Genomic DNA, 16,932 nt, shown 5'->3' with positions numbered 1-16,932 from the left:
AGCGCAAAGGTACCAGCAATAATGACGTTTCCCCACAAAACCCACGTCTGTCTCACCGGACCATGATGTCGGCCGATTTGTGGCTACGAGAAGATGACTCCCAGGACAGGTCTCCGCGATCATGGCCGAGCGGCATGGCGCGGCGCCCGCCGGCGAGAGACGATGCAGAGCGGAGGAGGAGATCTGGGTGCTGAACCACTTCATCGGCGGCCGGCGAGTGGCCCTGGGGCCGGCGTTCGGCGTCCATGACCCGGTGACCGGCGCGGAGACCGGGCAGGCGCGCGAGGCGGACGAGGAGGTCGTCCGGCAGGCCGTGGCGGCCGCCGGGCAGGCGGCCCCCGGCTGGGCGGCGCTGCCCGCCGCGGAGCGGGCCGGCTGGATGCGCAGGCTGGCCGACGGCATCGAGGCCCGCTTCGACGACCTGGTCGCGGCGGAGATCGCCGACACCGGCAAGCCGCTGGAGCAGACCCGCACGCTCGACGTCCCGCGCGGCGCGGCGAACTTCCGGGCGTTCGCCGAGATCGCCGCCCAGCGCCCCGAGGAGGCCTTCCACCTGCCCGGCGTGCTCAGCTACACCGTGCGCAGGCCGCTCGGCGTGGTCGCGGTGGTCGTGCCGTGGAACCTGCCGTTCCTGCTCATGACCTGGAAGCTCGCGCCCGCGCTGATGGCGGGCAACACGGTCGTGGTCAAGCCGTCGGAGAACACTCCCCGCTCGGCTTCGCTGTTCGCGGAGATCTGCGCCGACGCCGGCCTGCCCGGCGGCGTGGTCAACGTGATCTTCGGGTACGGCGCCAGCGGCCGGCTGCTGGTCGAGCACCCGGGCATCGGCGGGGTGACGTTCACCGGCTCCACCAGCACCGGCACGGCGATCATGCGCTCGGTGTCGGAGCGGGTCAGGCCCGTCTCGTTCGAGCTCGGCGGCAAGAACGCGGGTCTGGTGTTCGCCGACTCCGATCTCGGCAGGGCGGTCGAGGGCTGCGTCCGCTCGGTGTTCACCAACGGCGGTCAGGTGTGCCTGTGCACCGAGCGGCTCTACGTCGAGCGGCCGGTGTTCGAGGAGTTCTGCGCGCGGCTCGCGGCCCGGGCGCGGGAGGTGGAGCCGCAGCCGATGATCTCGGCCGAGCACCGGGACAAGGTGCTCGGGGCCTACGGGCTGGCCCGGGCCGAAGGGGCCAAGTTCCTGACGGGCGGCGGCGTGCCGGAGTTCGGCGACGCGCGCGACGGGGGGTATTTCGTGGAACCCACCGTGGTGACCGGGCTGCCGGAGTCGTCGGCGTTCAACAGGGAAGAGATCTTCGGGCCGGTCTGCCATGTCGCGCCGTTCGACGGCGAGGACGAGGCCGTGGCGCTGGCCAACGACAGCGACTACGGACTGGCGGCCACCGTGTGGACCACGAACCTCGACCGGGCGCACCGGGTGGCGCAGCGGATCGAGGCCGGGCTCGTCTGGGTCAACACCTGGTATCTGCGCGACCTGCGCACCCCGTTCGGCGGCGTCAAGCTGTCGGGCATAGGCAGGGAAGGTGGGACACGGTCGCTCGACTTCTATTCCGAACCCACCACGATCACGATCAAGCTGGAGCACCCCGATGCACGATGAATGGTCGCAGGCAGTCGATGCGCGTGGTCAGGCCGCCGACCGACTGCTGGAGGCGGCCCGGTCGGGTAAGCCGTGCGCGCCCATCCGGGACCTGGTCAGCACCGTGGCCGACGGCTACGCCGTACAGGAGATCAACACGACGCGGGCGCTCGGCGAGGGACGGCGGCTGGTCGGCAGGAAGATCGGCGTGACGAACCCGCTGGTGCAGAAGCAGCTCGGGATCGACGAGCCCACCTACGGCATGCTTTTCGCTGACGTGGCATATCTCGACGGGCTTCCGGTGCCGCTGGACAGGCTCCTGCAGCCTCGGGCCGAGGCGGAGATCGCCCTGGTGATGGGCGCCGACCTGGAGGGCGGGCCGTTCACCGTGGCGGAGGTGATGCGGGCGGTCGACTTCGTGCTGCCCGCCATCGAGATCGCCGACTCGCGCGTCACCGACTGGGACATCACGCTGGCCGACACCGTCGCCGACAACGCCTCCGCCGGCGCGTTCGTGCTGGGCAGCACGCCCGTCCCGCTGATGGGGACGGACCTGCGGCTGGCCGGCATGACGATGACGCGGGCCGGGCAGGAGGTGTCGGCGGGCTCCGGGGCCGCGTGCATGGGCCACCCGCTCAACGCCGCCGTCTGGCTGGCCGGGGCGCTGGGCCGCACGGCGCACCCGCTGCGGGCCGGTGACGTGGTGCTGACCGGCGCGCTCGGCCCGGTCGTGCCGGTGGAGCCCGGCGACGCCTTCGAGGCGCACATCGACGGGCTGGGCTCGGTGCGGGCGGTGTTCTCTCAGTGAGCCGTGATCGGGGCGAGGCACTGCAGGTGCGCGGAAAGGCGACGCCGCTCGGCCGGTTCCCGCACGTGAAGCGGGCGGGCGACTTCCTGTACGTGTCGGGCACGAGCTCGCGCCGGCCCGACAACTCCTTCGTCGGCGTGCGCGTCGACAAGCACGGCGCGGCCGAGCTGAACATCCGCGAGCAGACCAGGGCGGTGATCGAGAACATCGGCGACATCCTCAAGGCCGCCGGAGGCTCGCTGGCCGACCTCGTACAGATCACCACGTACCTGGTCAACATGAACGACTTCAGGGGCTACAACGAGGTCTACGCCGAGTTCTTCGACGAGGAGGGACCGACGCGGACCACGGTCGCGGTGCACCAGCTGCCGCACCCCCACCTGCTGATCGAGATGCAAGCCGTCGCCTACCACCCCCAGGAGCCATCATGATCCCGCCCATCGACTTCACCAAGTGGATCGACGAGCACGCCCATCTGCTCAAGCCCCCGGTGGGCAACAAGGTGGTGTTCGAGGGGGCCGAGGACTTCATCGTGATGGTCGTCGGCGGGCCCAACGCCCGCACCGACTTCCACATCGACCCGTACGAGGAGCTGTTCTACCAGGTCCGCGGCAACATGCACGTGAACGTGATGACCGACGACGGGCCCGACACCGTGCACATCCGGGAGGGGCAGATGTGGCTGCTGCCGCCCGGGATGCCGCACTCGCCGCAGCGGCCCGAGGAGGGGTCGGTCGGGCTGGTGGTGGAGCGCGTGCGGCCGGAGGGCGTCCTGGAGCGGTTCCAGTGGTACTGCCCGGGGTGCGCCGCGCTGGTGCACCAGGTCGAGCTGCAGGTGCGTGACATCGTCAAGGACCTGCCGCCGGTGTTCAACGCGTTCTACACCGACGAGAAGGCGCGCACCTGTGACGCCTGCGGCACACTCCATCCTGGCAAGGGCTGAATGATCGTCGACGTTCACACGCACCACGTGCCCAGGGGCTGGCCCGAGCTGGGCTGGCCGGGCGCGCCCCGGTTGCGGATCGAGTCGGAGCGCGAGGCGACGATCCTCGTCAACGACCGAAGTTTCCGGAAAATTCAGGATGACTGCTGGAATGCCGGCGTCCGCCTGGCCGCCATGGACCGCGACGGCGTGGACCGGCAGGTCGTCTCGCCGACGCCGGTGTTCTTCGCCTACGACAGGCCCGCCGCCGAGGCCGTACGGGTCGCGAAGATCTTCAACGACCTGGCGCTGGAGATCTGCGACGGCGACCGGCTGATCCCGTTCTGCCAGGTGCCGTTGCAGGACCCGGACCTGGCCTGCGCGGAACTCGACCGGAGCATCGCGGCTGGGCACCGGGGCGTGGAGATCGGCAACCACGTCGGCGACCGCGACCTCGACGACGCCGGGATCGTGCAGTTCCTCCAGCACTGCGCCGAACGCGGCGTGCCGGTCTTCGTACACCCGTGGGACATGCCCGGCGGCGCGAGGGTCGAGCGGTGGATGGCGCAGTGGCTGGTGGGCATGCCCGCCGAGACGCACCTGTCGATCCTGGCGATGATCCTCGGCGGCGTCTTCGACCGCGTACCGGAGACGCTGCGGATCTGCTTCGCGCACGGCGGCGGGTCGTTCGCGTTCTGGCTGGGCCGGTTCGAGAACGCCTGGCACCGCAGGAACGACCTGATCGGCGTCTCGGAGCGGCCGCCGTCGGCCTATCTCGGCAGGTTCGGCGTCGACACCGTCGTCTTCGACGAGCGGGCGCTGCGGCTGCTCGTCGACACGATCGGCGAGGACCACGTGATGCTGGGCTCCGACTACCCCTACCCGCTCGGCGAGTCGCCCGTCGGGGCGCTGGTCCGCAAGGCGGGCTTCCTGTCCGAAGCGGCGCGCGCCAAGCTGCTCGGCGGCAACGCCGGGGCGTTCCTGGGCTGAGAAGGGAGCACCGGATGCGGCTACGCGTGGTCGGGCTGCTGGTGCTGATGGCCGCCGGTTGCGGCGGGCCGGCCCCCACCGCCGGCCAGGACGACGGCGAGCTCACGGTGGGCGCGATCATCTCGCAGACCGGCGTGTACGCGATGCTCGGCGACGAGATGGAGACCGCCATGCGCCTCTACCTGGAGGAGCACGGCGGCAGGCTGGGCGGCAGGCCGGCCCGGCTGGTGGTGGCCGACGACGCGGGCGCGGCCGGGCGCGGGCGGCACGAGGCCGGGCGGCTGGTGCGGCAGGAGCGCGTGGACGTGATCACCGGCCTGCTGGCCTCGCCGGTCGCCGTGTCGGTGGCCGAGGCGGCGGCGGGCACCCCGGTGGTGATCGCCAACGCGGGCGCCGACGAGCTGGGCGGCCCCGGCGTCTTCCGCGTCTCCTACACCAACCACGAGCACGGCCACGCGGCCGGCCGTTACGCCGCCGAGCGCTACGGCGGGGCCGGGGCGGTGCTGATGGCCTCCGACTACTCGGCGGGCGTGGAGACGCTCGACGGCTTCGAGGAGGGGTACGGCGCGGGCCCGCTCAAGCGCATCCTGACGCCGTACGGGAAGGTCGGGGACCTCCAGCCGTACCTGGCCGAGATCCCGCCCGAGGCGGAGCTGCTGTACGCGTTCTACGCGGGCGGCGAGGCGGTCACCTTCGTCAAGGCGTTCAGGCAGCTCGGCTACGACACCAGGATCCAGTTGCTGGCCGGTCAGCAACTGGTGGACGAGGACGTGCTGGCGGCGATCGGCCCGGACGCCGAGGGCATCACCAGCGTCGGGTCCTATTCGCCGGCGCTGGACAACCCGGCCAACACCGCGTTCGTCGCCACCTGGCGGGCGCGTACCGGAAAGAACCCGTCGGTGGTGGCGCTGCAGAGCTGGGACGCCATGCGGCTCATCGACCGGGCGGCGGCGGACGGCGGCGACCTGGGGAAGGCGCTGGCCGGGGTGGAGGAGCTGGAGAGCCCGCGCGGCAGTCTCAGACTGGACGCCGCCTCGCACAACCCGGTCCAGAACTGGTATGCCAGACAGTACGAAAATGGCATCAACCGGGTGATAGCCACCATCCCTCCGAAGGAGTGACGCGTTGCCGGACCGTGACCTCTGCCTCGCCCTGGACGCCGACGACCCGTTGCGCGACTTCAGGGACGAGTTCGTGCTGCCCGAAGGCGTCATCTACCTCGTGGGCAACTCGCTGGGCGCGCTGCCGCGCCGTACCCAGGAACGGGTGCGCCGGGCCGTGACGGACGAGTGGGGCGACCAGCTCGTCGGCGGCTGGAACAGCGCCGGCTGGTACGACCAGCCGCTGCGCGTGGGCGACCGGATCGCGCCGCTCATCGGCGCGGGCCCCGGCCAGGTCGTGGCCGGCAACACCACGTCCATCGCGGTCCACCAGGCCGTGTCGGCGGCTCTGCGGCTGCGCCCGGACCGCCGGGTGATCGTCTCCGACGTCAACAACTTCCCCACCGACCACTACATGATCGAAGGGCTGGCCGGCGGCTACGAGATCCGCGACTTCGCCGAGGGCCGGTTCGACGACGCGGCCGTGGTGCTGCTGTCGGAGGTCGACTACCGCACGGCCGAGCGGCACGACGTGGCCGAGGTGACCGCGCGGGTCCAGGAGGCCGGCGCGCTCATGGTCTGGGACGTGTGCCACAGCGTCGGCGCGCTCCGGGTGGACGTCTCGGCCGCCGACTTCGCCGTCGGGTGCACGTACAAGTACCTGAACGGCGGGCCGGGCGCCCCCGCGTTCCTGTACGTGAACCCGCGCCACCACGCGACGGCCGTGAACACGCTGTCCGGGTGGCACGGGCACGCCGAGCCGTTCGCGTTCGAGGCCGGGTACCGGCCGGCCGAGGGCATCAGGCGGTTCGCGATCAGCACGCCGCACGTGCTGTCGTTCGCGGCGCTCGACGCGGCCCTGGACATCTGGGACCGGGTGCCTCTCGACCTGCTGCGGGCCAAGAGCGTGGCGCTCGGCGAGCTGTTCGTCGAGCTCGTCGGCGACGCGCTGGAGCTCGCCTCGCCCGCCGACCCCGAGCGGCGCGGCAGCCACGTCAGCTTCCGTCACCCCGACGGCTACCCGGTCATGCGGGCGCTCATCGACCGCGGGGTGCAGGGCGACTTCCGCGCCCCCGACATCCTCCGCTTCGGCCTCGCGCCGCTCTACACGCGCTACACCGACGTGTACGACGCGGCCACCGCGCTGCTGGAGGTGCTGGAGAAGGAGCTCTGGCGCGACGACCGGTACGCGCGGCGGCTCGCGGTCACCTGACCGGGTAACATCGGCGGTGCCCATAAGGCTGCCCACAAGGCACTCCACCGATGTTCGCCCGCGTCACCGTGCGGCCTGCGCACGAGCGGGTCGACCGGAGCGCGCCTTCAGCTCCGGGAGACCCCCGCCATGCTGCTGACCTTCGTGGTCACCACGCTTGTCATGATCATGATCCCCGGGCCCGACGCGGCCCTGATCATGCGTAGTTCGCTCGCCCACGGCCGGATGGCCGGGCTGCTGACCATGTTCGGCGGCCTGCTGGGCCTGTCCGTGCACGCCGCCGCCGCGGCGATCGGCCTGTCGGCGCTGCTCGTGGCCTCGCCCACCGCGTTCACCGTGGTGCGCGGGCTGGGCATCTGCTACCTGCTCTGGCTGGGCGTGCACGCGCTGCTGTCGAGCCGCGGCAGGGCCGCCGAGACCGCCGTGGCCGCGCCCGGCGGGCCGCCGCTCGCGCACGTGCGCAGAGGGCTGCTGTCCAACCTGCTCAACCCCAAGGTGCTGCTGCTGTTCGTGACGTGGCTGCCGCAGTTCCTGCCCTCGCACGGCGACACGCTGAGCAGCGCGCTGCTGCTGTCGGGCATCATCGCCGTGCTGTACGCGCTCTGGTTCAGCCTCTACAACCTGATCGTCGACCGGGTCGGCGCGCTGCTGCGCACGCCCCGGGTGCGCGCCCGGGTGGAGCGGGTGACCGGCGTGCTGCTGGTCGGCTTCGCGCTACGGCTGGCCGTCCAGTAGCTTGACCGCCCGTTTGGGGGCGATGGCCCGGTAGCTCTCCTCGACCCAGTCGAGCAGCACCTCGGTCTCCGGCAGCTCGACCAGGAACGGGACCGTCACCCAGCCCGCCTTGCCGAGCCCGTAGCCGCTCGGCGCCGCCCCCGGCACCGTCAGCGCGTGCCCGTGCGTCTCCGACAGCAGCTTGACGCCGAAGGTCGGGTCCCACTTCTCGGTCTGCTCGTCGATGCCGAGGAACAGGAACACCTTCTTGTTCACCTTGATCACGGTCTCGCCCCACGGGTGGTCCTCGTGGGCCTCGGGCAGCCCGAGCGCGTACGCGCGCAGCTCCTCGCGGACGTCATGCCAGTCGGTCATGTCCGGAACTCCTCAAGTTTGCGGTCGATCGCGGCTCTGATCCGGTCACGTGCCTCCATGCGGGGGACGCCGGACATGAGCAGCTCGTCGTAGTCGGTGTCGCGATGCCGGACCGAGGCGATCACCGCCAGCGTGATCGCGTTCTCGTCCAGCACCTTGGCCGCCGCCGTGCGGCCCACCCTGCCGCTGCCGCGCAGCCCCGCGTGCTCGGCGATCTCCCGCGCCCTGGCGGGCGGGCAGCCGGGGAACAGCCGGGCGATCTCGGTCGCCATCCGCGCCTGGAAGTCGACGTCCTGCTCGGCCCGGCGCACCGCGTCGCGCTCCCGGCGGCGCAGGCGCACCTCCTCGTCGGCCAGGCAGCGCTCCTCCGCCCGCGCCAGCGCGTCGTCCTCCACCAGCAGGCCGGCCCGCTGGTAGACCTTGCGCCGCCGGTTGTAGCGGACGACCACCGCCGACAGCCGGCTCTCCTGCTTGGCCCGGCGGCTCAGCGCCGCGTCGCCCGACGGCAGGAACGCCAGGTGGTCCAGGTCGGCGCACGTCAGGCAGTACGGCCTGTCGTCCTCCATGATCAGGTAGGGGCCGGTGTCGCGGCAGGAGGCGCACGTCCACGCCTCCAGCGGGGCCACCACCACCAGGTCGGGCGCCTTGCTCTGCCGCTCGGTGAGCTGGCGGGCGCGCGCCTCGCTCAGGTCGGGCGACAGCCAGTGCACCCGGAACGCCTCCTGCCCGCCCCCGCCCGTGAAGCGCAGCGGACGCCGGTCGCGGCCGCCCGACACGTACGGCGTCTCGACCGGGCGCAGCCCCTTGCCGCGCGCCCAGTCGCCGAGCAGCGCGGCCGTGGTCACCAGACGATCCTCGTCGACGGCGGCCAACTCCGCCAGTGTCGCGGCCCGGCCCTGCCGCCAGGTGTCGACGTGGCGCGAGTGCAGCCAGCGCAGGCCCGTCACCACGTCGAGGAACGTCACGTACTTGTTGCGGGTCAGCGCGAGCTCGGCGGCTTCGGCGACCCTGCGGGCCAGGTTCGGCTTGCTCACGTCCCTTAGTGTGCCGCGCCTTTGTCAGCGGGTGGGCATGTCTTGTGGCGATCCCGGCTAGGAAGCGGGCGGATCTCGCTCCGGGAGGAATCGTGCGCCTGCTCTGGCCCGCCGTACTCGTGCTCGCCACCTCCTGTGGCGTGGCCGAGAACGGCACGCTGCCCGTCGTCACCGGTCCCTTCGGCGTCCCGCCGGACATCACCATCCCTGCTGGCAAACCCGGGCGTACCCCCCGGGTGAGCACGCTCGTCCACGGGAGCGGGCGGCGCACCGTGCCGGGGGACGTGGTGCTCGCCGACGTCGAGGTCCGCCGCTGGTCGGGCAACCAGCCGCACCTGAGCACGTACGAGACCAACCAGCCCGTCGCGGTCGTCTTCGACGGGCGGGCCGTGCCCCGCACCTGGCAGGAGGCGCTCATCGGGCGGGCGGCGGGCAGCCGGGTGCTGCTGGTCGGCCCCGCCGTCCAGGTGCTCGGCCCGGACATGCGGCTCGGCGGGGTGCCGCCGGGGGAGACGCTGGTCGTGGTCTTCGACGTCATCGGCGGCTACCCGCCCGACGCCCGCCTGGTCGGCCGGCCGCTGCCCACCATGCCCACCGACCTCACGCCCGCGGCCCCGGCCCGCACCCTGATAGGCGGGTCCGGGGCCGAGGTGCGGGCCGGAGCCAAGATCGTCGTCCAGTACGTCGCGGCCTCGTGGCCCACGCGCGAAGTGGTGGACTCCTCCTACAAGCGCGGCGGCCCGAGCGCCTACCGGCTGGCCCCCGACGCGGTGCCGCCCGGCTGGGTGGACGGCCTGCGCGGCCAGCGGGTGGGCGGCCGGGTCGCCATCGGCTCGCCCACCAGCTCACGCGGCGAGCCGATGCTCTACGTCATCGACATCCTGGACGCGATCTAGGAGCCGCAGTGCTCGAACGGGCTGTCGTAGACGGACGAGCCCGCCTTGCCGCCCCACTTGACGCACTTGCCCGGCGCGTAGGCGTACACCGGGCCCGCATAGTAGGAGTAGTTGCCCGAATCGGTCTTCCGTGAGCTGCCCTGCACCTCCAGGTAGGCGGTGGTGGCCGTGGGCGTGCCCAGCGAGGTGCGCTTCATCGTGACGACGCAGTTGTTGCCGTTGCCGTTGTTGTACAGCAGGTAGACCGTGCCGGACGTGCCCAGCCCCGCCGAGTCGACCACGTCGTAGCCCGAGCCGCACGCCTCCTGCGGCGTGTACGGGTTGCTGGAGCCGCCGCAGTTGCGCGAGGTCAGCGTCTGCGCCGGGTAGCCGAACGTGACGCCGTTGAAGACGGCCTTGCGGATGTTGCTCGGGTAGCCGGTACCCTGCCGCACCTCGTAGTGCAGGTGCGGGCTGATGTTGTTGCCCGGCTTGCTGGTGTTGCCGACCGTGCCGATCTTCTGGCCCTGCGAGACCGTCTGGCCGGCGCTGACCGACCTCACGTTGAGATGCGCGTAGTAGGTGGACCAGCCGCTGCCGTGGTCGATCCTGACCAGGTTGCCGTAACCGTTCTGCGAGCCCTGGTGGGCCGAGATGCCCACGGTGCCCGACGCGGCCGCCACCACCGTGTCGCCGAGGTCGGCGCCGGCCGAGCTGCCCCGGTTGAAGTCGATCTCCCATGACTGGTGGGCGCTGCTCGCGCTGGAGTTGCCGTTCCATGCCTGCCCGCAGGGGAACGGCAGCTGGAAGTTGGTGGCCAGGACCTGGACGTCGTCGGACGGCGCCGGGTCGAGCGACGGGTCGGCCCAGGCCGTGGCGGCCGTACCGAGGCTGAGTAAGAGTGCGACACCCGCGACCATTGCTCCGCTGAACCTCATCGGGTGATCCTTTCCGGGAAGGGCTCTGAACCCAGGGTCGGGATTCACCGCACAAAGAACGTCCAGAACCGATACAAAAAGCTGTCAGGCCTCCAAAGAGGAGCTGATGCGGTCATGACGGTCACTTTTCACGTGCTCGGGCCGCTGGAAGTCCGGTCAGCGGGGCATCCCGTCCGGATCTCCGGCAGGAAGCCACGGCTGCTGCTCGCCACCCTGCTGCTGGACGCGGGCCGGGTGGTGGGCGCCGACCAGCTCGCCGAGGTCCTCTGGCCGCAGCGCCCGCCCCGCTCCGCCCAGGCCAACCTCCGCACCTACGTCAGCTCCCTCCGCGCCGACCTGTCCCGCGCCGACCTGTCCCGCGCCGACCGGCTCGACGGGGCGCTGCGCGGCGACGGGTCCGGCTACGCCATCGAGGTGCCCGCCGGCACGCTCGACCTGCTCGTCTTCGAGGAGCTCGTCGAGCACGGCCGTTACGCCGACGCGCTCGCCCTCTGGCGCGGCTCGCCGCTCGCCGACCTGCCCGGCAGCCCGCTCTGGGAGCGCCGCCTCGACCCCCTCCACGAGGTACGGGTCCGCGCCGCCGAGCAGCTGATCGCCCAGCGCCTCGACCGGGGCGACCACGCCGGCGCCGTCCGGGAACTGCGCGCCCTGCTGGCCGAGCACCCCTACCGCGAGGACCTGTGGGGCCGCCTCGTGCTCGCCCTGCACGGCGGCGGCCGCAAGGCCGAGGCGTTACGCGCCTACGCCGGCATCCGCGCCCGCCTCGTGGACGAGCTCGGCGTCGAGCCGGGCATCGAGCTGCGCCGGGCCCACGAGACGATCCTCGCCGACGACGCCCCGCCCACCGCCCCGCACCAGCTTCCTCCGGACATCCCCGACTTCACCGGCCGCGAGACCGAACTGGCCGCACTCACCGGCCACGCGAGCGGGCCCGCCGCCGTCGCGGTGATCTCCGGGCCGCCCGGGGCCGGGAAGAGCGCCCTCGCCGTCCGGGCCGCGCACCTGCTCCGGCCGCGCTTCCCCTACGGGCAGCTCCACCTCGACCTCGACGGCAGGGAGCCGGCCGACCTGCTGGCCGAGGCGCTGCGCGCGCTCGGCGCCGACCGGCCGCCGCCCACCCTGCACGAGCGCTCCGCCCTGCTCCGCTCCCTGCTCGCCGACCGCCCCATGCTGATCCTGCTCGACGACGCGCTCGACGCCGCCCAGGTACGTCCCCTGCTCCCCGGCAACGACTGCGCCGTCATCGTCACCAGCAGGCGCAGGATCACCGAGCTGCCCGGCGCCCGCCACGTCGACCTCGCCGAACTGCCCGAGGACGACGCCCTGCGGCTCCTCGGCAGCATCGCCGGCCAGGACCGGGTGGCCCGCGAGCGCGCCGACGCGCTGGCCATCGTCACCGCCTGCGGACGCCTGCCGCTCGCCCTGCGCAGCGCCGGTGCGCGCCTGGCCGGACGGCCCGGTTGGTCGCTGTCGGTCCTGCGGCAGCGGCTCCAGGACGACCGGCTCGGCGCGCTCAAGGAGGTACGCGCCTGCCTGGACCGCAGCTACGAGCACCTGTCCGACGAAGCCGCCCGTACCCTGGCCACCCTCGGCCTGCTCGGCACCGCCGCCCAGCCCGGCTGGGTCGTCGGCGCCGTCCTCGACCGGCACCGCGCCGACGACGTCACCGACCTGCTCGTGGACGTGAACCTGCTGGAGCTCGTCGGCACCGATCCCGTCGGCCAGCCTCGCTACCGCCTGCCCGAACTGATCCGTCAGCACGCCCTCGAACGCCGCCCCGGCCACGACGGCCTCGCCAGGGTGCTGGCCGCCTGGACCGCCACCACCGAGCACGCCAGGGCCCGCCTGCCCACCACCGTCTTCGGCCTCACCGCCGCCTGCGCTCCCCGCTGGCGGCTGCCGGAACCGGTGCTCGACCGGCTAACCTCCGACCCGCTCTCCTGGTTCGAGGCCGAGCACGACGCGCTCGACGCCGCCGTCACCGTCGCCGCCCGCGCCGGTCTGGCCGCCTCCGCCTGGGGCCTGGCCGCCGCCATGGTGCCGTACCTGGACCTGCGCTGCCACCTCGACACCTGGCACCGCACCCACACCGTCGCCCTGGCCGCCGCCCGCGCGGCCGGCGACACGTACGGCGAGGCCGCCATGCTGCGCGGCCTCGCCCAGGTCGCCCTCTACCGGGACCGGTACGAGGAGGCGGCCGACGGCTTCACCCGCTCCCGCCGGCTCTTCCACGAGCTGGGCGACGTCCGGGCGGAGGCCACCTCCGTCTGCGGACTCGGCGCCGTCAACCAGTTCCGCGGCCGGCACGCCCGCTCGCTCGGCCACTTCCGGCGGGCGCTGGCGATGTTCCTGGCGGCCGGGGACCAGCACGGCGAGGCGTTCGCCCGGCAGGCCATCGGCCGGGCCTGCCTCCGCTCCGGCGACCTCGCCCAGGCGTCGGAGTCGCTCACCCAGGCCATGCGCCTGGCCCAGGAGCTCGGCGACGCCCACCGCGAAGGCTGCGTCTGCCTCCAGATGGGTCACCTGCACCAGGCCATGTCGTTCCACCGGCACGCGCTGGAGATCTTCGAATCCCTCGGCGACCGCCACTGCGGCGCGTACGCCCTGCAGAGCCTGGCCGGCCTCCAGGTGGCCCGCGGCGACCTCGCCCCCGCCTCGGCCGGCCTCGAACGCTCCCTCCTGGTCTTCCGCGAACTCGGTGACCGCAGCGGCGAAGCCTCGACCACCCAGCTCCTGGCCGAACTCCACCACTCCGCCGGCCGCACCGGCCTCGCCCTCGACTACCAGGCCCACGCGACCGCCCTCCGCCGCACCCTCCCCGCGTGACCGCCGGGGCCGTCAGAGCTTGCCGAGGGCGCGGGCGAGGATGGTGGCCGTGCCGGCGATGATTTTGTCGTCGACGGCGTCGGCCGGGTCGGCGCGGTTGGTGTAGATGGCCATGATGATCGGTGCGGAAGCCTTGGCGGGCCAGACGACGGCGATGTCGTTGGCGAGCCCCCGGGAGCCGTTAGTGCCCGTCTTGTCGCCGATGCGCCACGTCCTGGGGAGGCCGGCGCGGATGCGGGCGTCGCCGGTCTGGTTGGCGATCAGCCAGGCGTTGAGGCGTTCGCGGTCCTTGGCGTGCAGGGCGGAGCCGGCGGTGAGGGCGCGCAGGTCCCGGGCCGCTGCGGCGGGCGTGGTGGTGTCGCGCTTCTCCTTGGGCGCCCAGTCGTTGAGCGTGGGCTCCGTACGGTCGAGGCGCGAGATCGGGTCCTTGAGCGTGCGGAAGTAGCGCGTCACGGCGCCGGGGCCGCCGATCTCCTTGAGGAGCACGTTCGCGGCGGTGTTGTCGCTGGTGGTGATGGTCGCCTCGCACAGGGCGGCCACGGTCAGGCCGTCCTTGACGTGCTTCTCGGTGACGGGGGAGTGCGCCACCAGGTCGTCGGACGTCCAGCGGAGCACCTTGTCCATCAGGCCCGGCTCGGAGGTGCGGGCCTTGTGCAGCACGGCGCCGCACAGGATCGCCTTGAACGTGGACAGCAGGGGGAAGCGCTCACCCGAGCGGTAGGCGACCGTCTTGCCGGTGGCCGTGTCGACGGCGTACGCGCCGATGCGCCCCCGGAAGGACGCCTCCAGCGCGCGCAGCTCCTTCTTGGCCGAGGCGCCGGGGGCGAGGTGTACGGCGGACGCGGCTGTGGCGGGGGCCGCGGTGGCGGCGCCGGCGGCCAGGAGGGAAAGCGCCAGGACGGCCGATCGCAGGGCCTGCCGGGAACGCAGCACGTCGAATCCTTCACGGTTCGCTGTCAGAGGGCAGGAGCAAATCAGACCTGCTCAGGTCATGTCTAATAGCGATATCGCCAACGTACGGATATCCGGGACCGCATAAAGCCAGGTCAGGACCCCGGGACGAACCGGCGGACCAGGCGCTTCAGGCGGGATTCCGGAACCTGGGCGGGCGGGCGCCGGAGGATGTCTAGCGATTCGGCGGCCGTGGGGCGCTTGGCGGGAGTGTGGTCGAGCATGCGGCGCACCACGTCGGGGACGTCGGGCCCGTGCGCGTCGGGCCCGGCCGGCAGGTCGCCCGTGAGGAGCTGGTAGGCGATCACCCCGGCCGCGTAGACGTCGGAGGCGGCCGTCATCCGGTCGGGCCGCTCGTGGCACTCGGGGGCGACGTAGTGGGCGTCGAGCACGTTGTGCAGCTCGTGCGCCACGGTGTAGTTGCGCGGCCCCGGCTTGGCGTAGTCGAACCCGGTGAGCACCGCGTGCCCGTCGTCGGTCACCAGGACGCTGGCCGGGGTGAGCGCCCGGTGGATGACGCCGTGCGCGTGCGCGTGGGCCAGGCCGCTCAGCATGTCCTGGATCACGGTCAGCCGGACGCCCTGGCCCAGGCGCAGGTGGAGAGCCTGGCCGTGGACGTCGTCGAGCACCAGGACGAACCTGCTCTCGTCGTCGATGGCGAAGAAGTCGCGCGGGCGCACCAGGCAGGGGTGCGGCGGGATGCGCGCCAGCGACTGGTAGGCGTTGGCGATGCGCTGCCGTTCGGCGGCCCGCGACTCCTGGTCGGCCAGCGGGTCGGCCTGGTAGACGCGCAGCAGCACGGTCTCGCTGCCCGGCAGGGTCGCGTTGAAGGCCCGGTATTCGGTGATCCTGGCGTCGCCGCCGAGCTGCTCCTCGACCTCCCAGTTGCCGTAGCGCGGGGGCGCGGTGCTGCGTCGTACGGTCTGGTTGAGCGCGTCGAGGATCGCGGCGAAGTAGGGCTTGGCGTCGGGGCTGCACCCGCGCCTGACCCGGGAGACGTCGCTCAGCGTGGCGATCAGCCTCGACAGGTCGGTGACGTTGACGGCGTCGCGCCCGGCCGGGTCGATCAGCTGGGCGTCGGGCGAGGTGAGCACCACGAGGCTGTCGACGTAGACGCGTTCGAGCTGCGTGGCCCTGGAGACGAGCAGGCCCTTGAGCGCCTTGGCGGTGCCGCGCAGCTTGGCCACCGGCGAGCCGAACGCCTCGCGGCGCGGCGGGAACCAGCGCGACCCCGACACCTCGATGCGGCCGCGGGTGCCCTTGACGTCGACGACCACGAGGGAGTGGCCGGTCAGCACCAGCAGGTCGACCTCGAAGACGTCGTCGCCGCGCGGGACCTCGACGTTGTGCAGCAGCAGCCAGTCGGCCGGCGCGTGATCCCGGAGGTAGGTGATCACCCGCCGCTCGGCGTCGTTGACCGGACGTCCCCCGCCGACGATCTCTGCCATGCGCCCTATCCTTGCACGGGATCGAGTTGACAATATGTTGTCGTAATGACAGTATGTTGTCATGACGCTGAAGACAAAGCCCGTGCATGTAGCCGTTTACGACACTCTGGCCGACTGGGAGGTCGGGCATGCCATCGCCCACCTGCGCAGCGGCCGCTTCCACAAGGAGCCCGGCAGTTATGAGATCGTCACGGTCGGGCTCACCGGCGAGGTCGTCACCACCGCGGGCGGCGTGCGCATCGTCCCCGATCTGGCGCTGGACGCGCTCACGCCGCAGGAGAGCGCGATGCTGATCCTGCCCGGGGCCGACCTGTGGGACGCCGGTGACGGCCTGGCCGCGTTCGCCCGCGAGGCGCGGGTGTTCCTCGACGCGGGGGTGCCGGTCGCGGCCATCTGCGGCGCCACCGCCGGGCTGGCCCGCGAGGGGCTGCTCGACGACCGCGCCCATACGAGCGCCGTGGTGCAGTATCTGGAGGCCCAGGAGGGGTACGACGGAGCCAAGCACTACCTGGACCGCGACGCGGTGCTCGACGGCGACCTGATCACGGCCGGGCCCACCGAGCCCGTCGCCTTCGCCCGCGAGATCTTCCGCCGGCTCGACGTCTACACCCCCGAGGTGCTCGACGCCTGGTACCGGCTCTTCGCCAGGAGCGACGCGTCGGCGTACGAGGTGCTGATGGCGGCGTGAGCGAATCGGGCGAGCTGTTGTCGGGCACTGCGCTGACGGCCTTCCGGCTCAACGGCCAGTTCCTCGACGTGGCCGAGAAGATGGCCAAGCCGGCCGGGCTGACCGCGGCCTGGTGGCAGGTGCTGGGGGCGATCCTGTACGAGCCGCTGACCGTGGCCGGGGCGTCCAGGGTGATGGGGATGACCCGCCAGGGGGTGCAGCGCATCGCCGATCTGCTGGTGGAGAAGGGGCTGGCCGAATACCTGCCCAACCCGGCGCACCGGCGGGCCAAGCTGCTCAGCCCCACCCCGGCGGGGCGGGCCGCCGTCGCCCGCATCGACCCCGCCCACCAGGAGCTCGCGGACCGCCTCGTGGCCGAGCTGGGTCTCCAGACCGCGCGTGACTGCCTCGCGGCCCTCCAGCGCCTCTCCGACGCCCTGGACCGCCTGTCGGACTGACCGGGATCCCCCCGCGCCGGCCGGTGCCCGGGGC

At 72.4% G+C, this 16,932-nt stretch carries 17 protein-coding genes; 12 read left to right on the top strand and 5 right to left on the bottom strand.

Annotation, left to right across the window (positions count from 1 at the left end; translation table 11 throughout):
- The first annotated feature begins 187 nt into the window (after positions 1 to 187).
- The 8 genes from ADY59_RS10485 to ADY59_RS10450 all read left to right on the top strand — a co-directional run bounded on the left by ADY59_RS10485 (position 188) and on the right by ADY59_RS10450 (position 7,347).
- On the top strand, positions 188 to 1,600 hold the full coding sequence (locus ADY59_RS10485; RefSeq protein WP_049560796.1) for an aldehyde dehydrogenase family protein: 1,413 nt from the start codon (positions 188 to 190) through the stop codon (positions 1,598 to 1,600).
- On the top strand, positions 1,590 to 2,387 hold the full coding sequence (locus ADY59_RS10480; protein WP_049560730.1) for a 2-keto-4-pentenoate hydratase: 798 nt from the start codon (positions 1,590 to 1,592) through the stop codon (positions 2,385 to 2,387). The genes ADY59_RS10485 and ADY59_RS10480 overlap by 11 nt, the downstream gene beginning before the upstream one ends.
- Positions 2,384 to 2,818, top strand: coding sequence for a RidA family protein (locus tag ADY59_RS10475; RefSeq protein ID WP_049560729.1), 435 nt, complete (start codon positions 2,384 to 2,386; stop codon positions 2,816 to 2,818). The genes ADY59_RS10480 and ADY59_RS10475 overlap by 4 nt, the downstream gene beginning before the upstream one ends.
- Positions 2,815 to 3,330 carry a 3-hydroxyanthranilate 3,4-dioxygenase gene (locus ADY59_RS10470; protein ID WP_049560726.1) on the top strand — a complete coding sequence of 172 codons (516 nt, stop codon included), beginning with the start codon at positions 2,815 to 2,817 and terminating at the stop codon, positions 3,328 to 3,330. The genes ADY59_RS10475 and ADY59_RS10470 overlap by 4 nt, the downstream gene beginning before the upstream one ends.
- On the top strand, positions 3,331 to 4,299 hold the full coding sequence (locus ADY59_RS10465) for an amidohydrolase family protein (RefSeq protein ID WP_049560724.1): 969 nt from the start codon (positions 3,331 to 3,333) through the stop codon (positions 4,297 to 4,299).
- Between the two features lie 14 nt (positions 4,300 to 4,313).
- A complete protein-coding gene (locus ADY59_RS10460; RefSeq protein WP_049560721.1) occupies positions 4,314 to 5,420 on the top strand; it encodes an ABC transporter substrate-binding protein in 1,107 nt (368 codons plus the stop codon).
- Positions 5,421 to 5,424: 4 nt separating this feature from the next.
- Positions 5,425 to 6,612, top strand: a complete 1,188-nt coding sequence (locus tag ADY59_RS10455) for a kynureninase (RefSeq protein WP_049560717.1) — start codon at positions 5,425 to 5,427, stop codon at positions 6,610 to 6,612.
- A 129-nt stretch (positions 6,613 to 6,741) separates the two neighbouring features.
- Positions 6,742 to 7,347: a LysE family translocator gene (locus ADY59_RS10450; RefSeq protein ID WP_049560714.1), complete on the top strand. Its 606-nt coding sequence runs from the start codon at positions 6,742 to 6,744 to the stop codon at positions 7,345 to 7,347.
- Here ADY59_RS10450 and ADY59_RS10445 read toward each other — a convergent pair.
- Both ADY59_RS10445 and ADY59_RS10440 read right to left on the bottom strand, forming a co-directional pair.
- On the bottom strand, positions 7,327 to 7,701 hold the full coding sequence (locus tag ADY59_RS10445) for an MmcQ/YjbR family DNA-binding protein (RefSeq protein ID WP_049560712.1): 375 nt from the start codon (positions 7,699 to 7,701) through the stop codon (positions 7,327 to 7,329). The two genes, ADY59_RS10450 and ADY59_RS10445, sit on opposite strands and share 21 nt — an antisense overlap.
- Entirely contained in the window at positions 7,698 to 8,735 is a 1,038-nt protein-coding gene (locus ADY59_RS10440) for a DUF2293 domain-containing protein (RefSeq protein ID WP_049560710.1), read from the bottom strand. The genes ADY59_RS10445 and ADY59_RS10440 overlap by 4 nt, the downstream gene beginning before the upstream one ends.
- Positions 8,736 to 8,827: 92 nt before the next feature.
- Here ADY59_RS10440 and ADY59_RS10435 point away from each other — a divergent pair, with 92 nt between their 5' ends.
- Positions 8,828 to 9,631 (top strand): FKBP-type peptidyl-prolyl cis-trans isomerase, encoded by an 804-nt coding sequence (locus ADY59_RS10435; protein ID WP_049560707.1) that lies wholly within the window; start codon positions 8,828 to 8,830, stop codon positions 9,629 to 9,631.
- On the opposite strand, the gene ADY59_RS10430 is transcribed toward ADY59_RS10435, so the two are convergent.
- Positions 9,628 to 10,548: a M23 family metallopeptidase gene (locus tag ADY59_RS10430; RefSeq protein ID WP_156325413.1), complete on the bottom strand. Its 921-nt coding sequence runs from the start codon at positions 10,546 to 10,548 to the stop codon at positions 9,628 to 9,630. The two genes, ADY59_RS10435 and ADY59_RS10430, sit on opposite strands and share 4 nt — an antisense overlap.
- 114 nt (positions 10,549 to 10,662) lie before the next feature.
- Here ADY59_RS10430 and ADY59_RS53285 point away from each other — a divergent pair, with 114 nt between their 5' ends.
- Positions 10,663 to 13,374 carry an AfsR/SARP family transcriptional regulator gene (locus ADY59_RS53285; RefSeq protein ID WP_049560703.1) on the top strand — a complete coding sequence of 904 codons (2,712 nt, stop codon included), beginning with the start codon at positions 10,663 to 10,665 and terminating at the stop codon, positions 13,372 to 13,374.
- A gap of 12 nt (positions 13,375 to 13,386) precedes the next feature.
- Here ADY59_RS53285 and bla read toward each other — a convergent pair whose 3' ends face one another.
- Positions 13,387 to 14,307 (bottom strand): class A beta-lactamase, encoded by a 921-nt coding sequence (gene bla / locus ADY59_RS10420; protein ID WP_049560700.1) that lies wholly within the window; start codon positions 14,305 to 14,307, stop codon positions 13,387 to 13,389.
- 113 nt (positions 14,308 to 14,420) lie between these two features.
- The gene (mads6, locus tag ADY59_RS10415) at positions 14,421 to 15,773 is read right to left on the bottom strand and encodes a methylation-associated defense system protein kinase MAD6 (RefSeq protein WP_049560698.1); all 1,353 of its coding nucleotides are present in this window, start codon (positions 15,771 to 15,773) and stop codon (positions 14,421 to 14,423) included.
- 61 nt (positions 15,774 to 15,834) lie between these two features.
- On the opposite strand from mads6, the gene ADY59_RS10410 reads away from it, so the two are divergent.
- Both ADY59_RS10410 and ADY59_RS10405 read left to right on the top strand, forming a co-directional pair.
- The gene (locus ADY59_RS10410; RefSeq protein WP_049560695.1) at positions 15,835 to 16,461 is read left to right on the top strand and encodes a type 1 glutamine amidotransferase family protein; all 627 of its coding nucleotides are present in this window, start codon (positions 15,835 to 15,837) and stop codon (positions 16,459 to 16,461) included.
- Positions 16,458 to 16,898, top strand: a complete 441-nt coding sequence (locus ADY59_RS10405) for a MarR family winged helix-turn-helix transcriptional regulator (RefSeq protein ID WP_049560693.1) — start codon at positions 16,458 to 16,460, stop codon at positions 16,896 to 16,898. Before ADY59_RS10410 ends, ADY59_RS10405 begins: the two co-directional genes overlap by 4 nt.
- Positions 16,899 to 16,932 lie beyond the last annotated feature (34 nt).

The organism is Nonomuraea sp. SBT364, assembly GCF_001083785.1.
Classification (GTDB): Bacteria; Actinomycetota; Actinomycetes; order Streptosporangiales; family Streptosporangiaceae; genus Nonomuraea.
Note: the sequence above shows the minus strand (reverse complement) of the source record. Positions and strands in the feature narration are given on the sequence as shown.

Excerpts from the sequence above, each read along its gene's own strand:
- ADY59_RS10430 (WP_156325413.1), bottom strand. The coding sequence starts at position 10,548 with ATGAGGTTCAGCGGAGCAATGGTCGCGGGTGTCGCACTCTTACTCAGC.
- ADY59_RS10450 (WP_049560714.1), top strand. The coding sequence starts at position 6,742 with ATGCTGCTGACCTTCGTGGTCACCACGCTTGTCATGATCATGATCCCC.
- ADY59_RS10470 (WP_049560726.1), top strand. The coding sequence starts at position 2,815 with ATGATCCCGCCCATCGACTTCACCAAGTGGATCGACGAGCACGCCCAT.
- mads6 (WP_049560698.1), bottom strand. The coding sequence starts at position 15,773 with ATGGCAGAGATCGTCGGCGGGGGACGTCCGGTCAACGACGCCGAGCGG.
- ADY59_RS10410 (WP_049560695.1), top strand. The coding sequence starts at position 15,835 with ATGACGCTGAAGACAAAGCCCGTGCATGTAGCCGTTTACGACACTCTG.
- ADY59_RS10445 (WP_049560712.1), bottom strand. The coding sequence starts at position 7,701 with ATGACCGACTGGCATGACGTCCGCGAGGAGCTGCGCGCGTACGCGCTC.
- ADY59_RS10480 (WP_049560730.1), top strand. The coding sequence starts at position 1,590 with ATGCACGATGAATGGTCGCAGGCAGTCGATGCGCGTGGTCAGGCCGCC.
- ADY59_RS10465 (WP_049560724.1), top strand. The coding sequence starts at position 3,331 with ATGATCGTCGACGTTCACACGCACCACGTGCCCAGGGGCTGGCCCGAG.
- ADY59_RS10460 (WP_049560721.1), top strand. The coding sequence starts at position 4,314 with ATGCGGCTACGCGTGGTCGGGCTGCTGGTGCTGATGGCCGCCGGTTGC.
- ADY59_RS53285 (WP_049560703.1), top strand. The coding sequence starts at position 10,663 with ATGACGGTCACTTTTCACGTGCTCGGGCCGCTGGAAGTCCGGTCAGCG.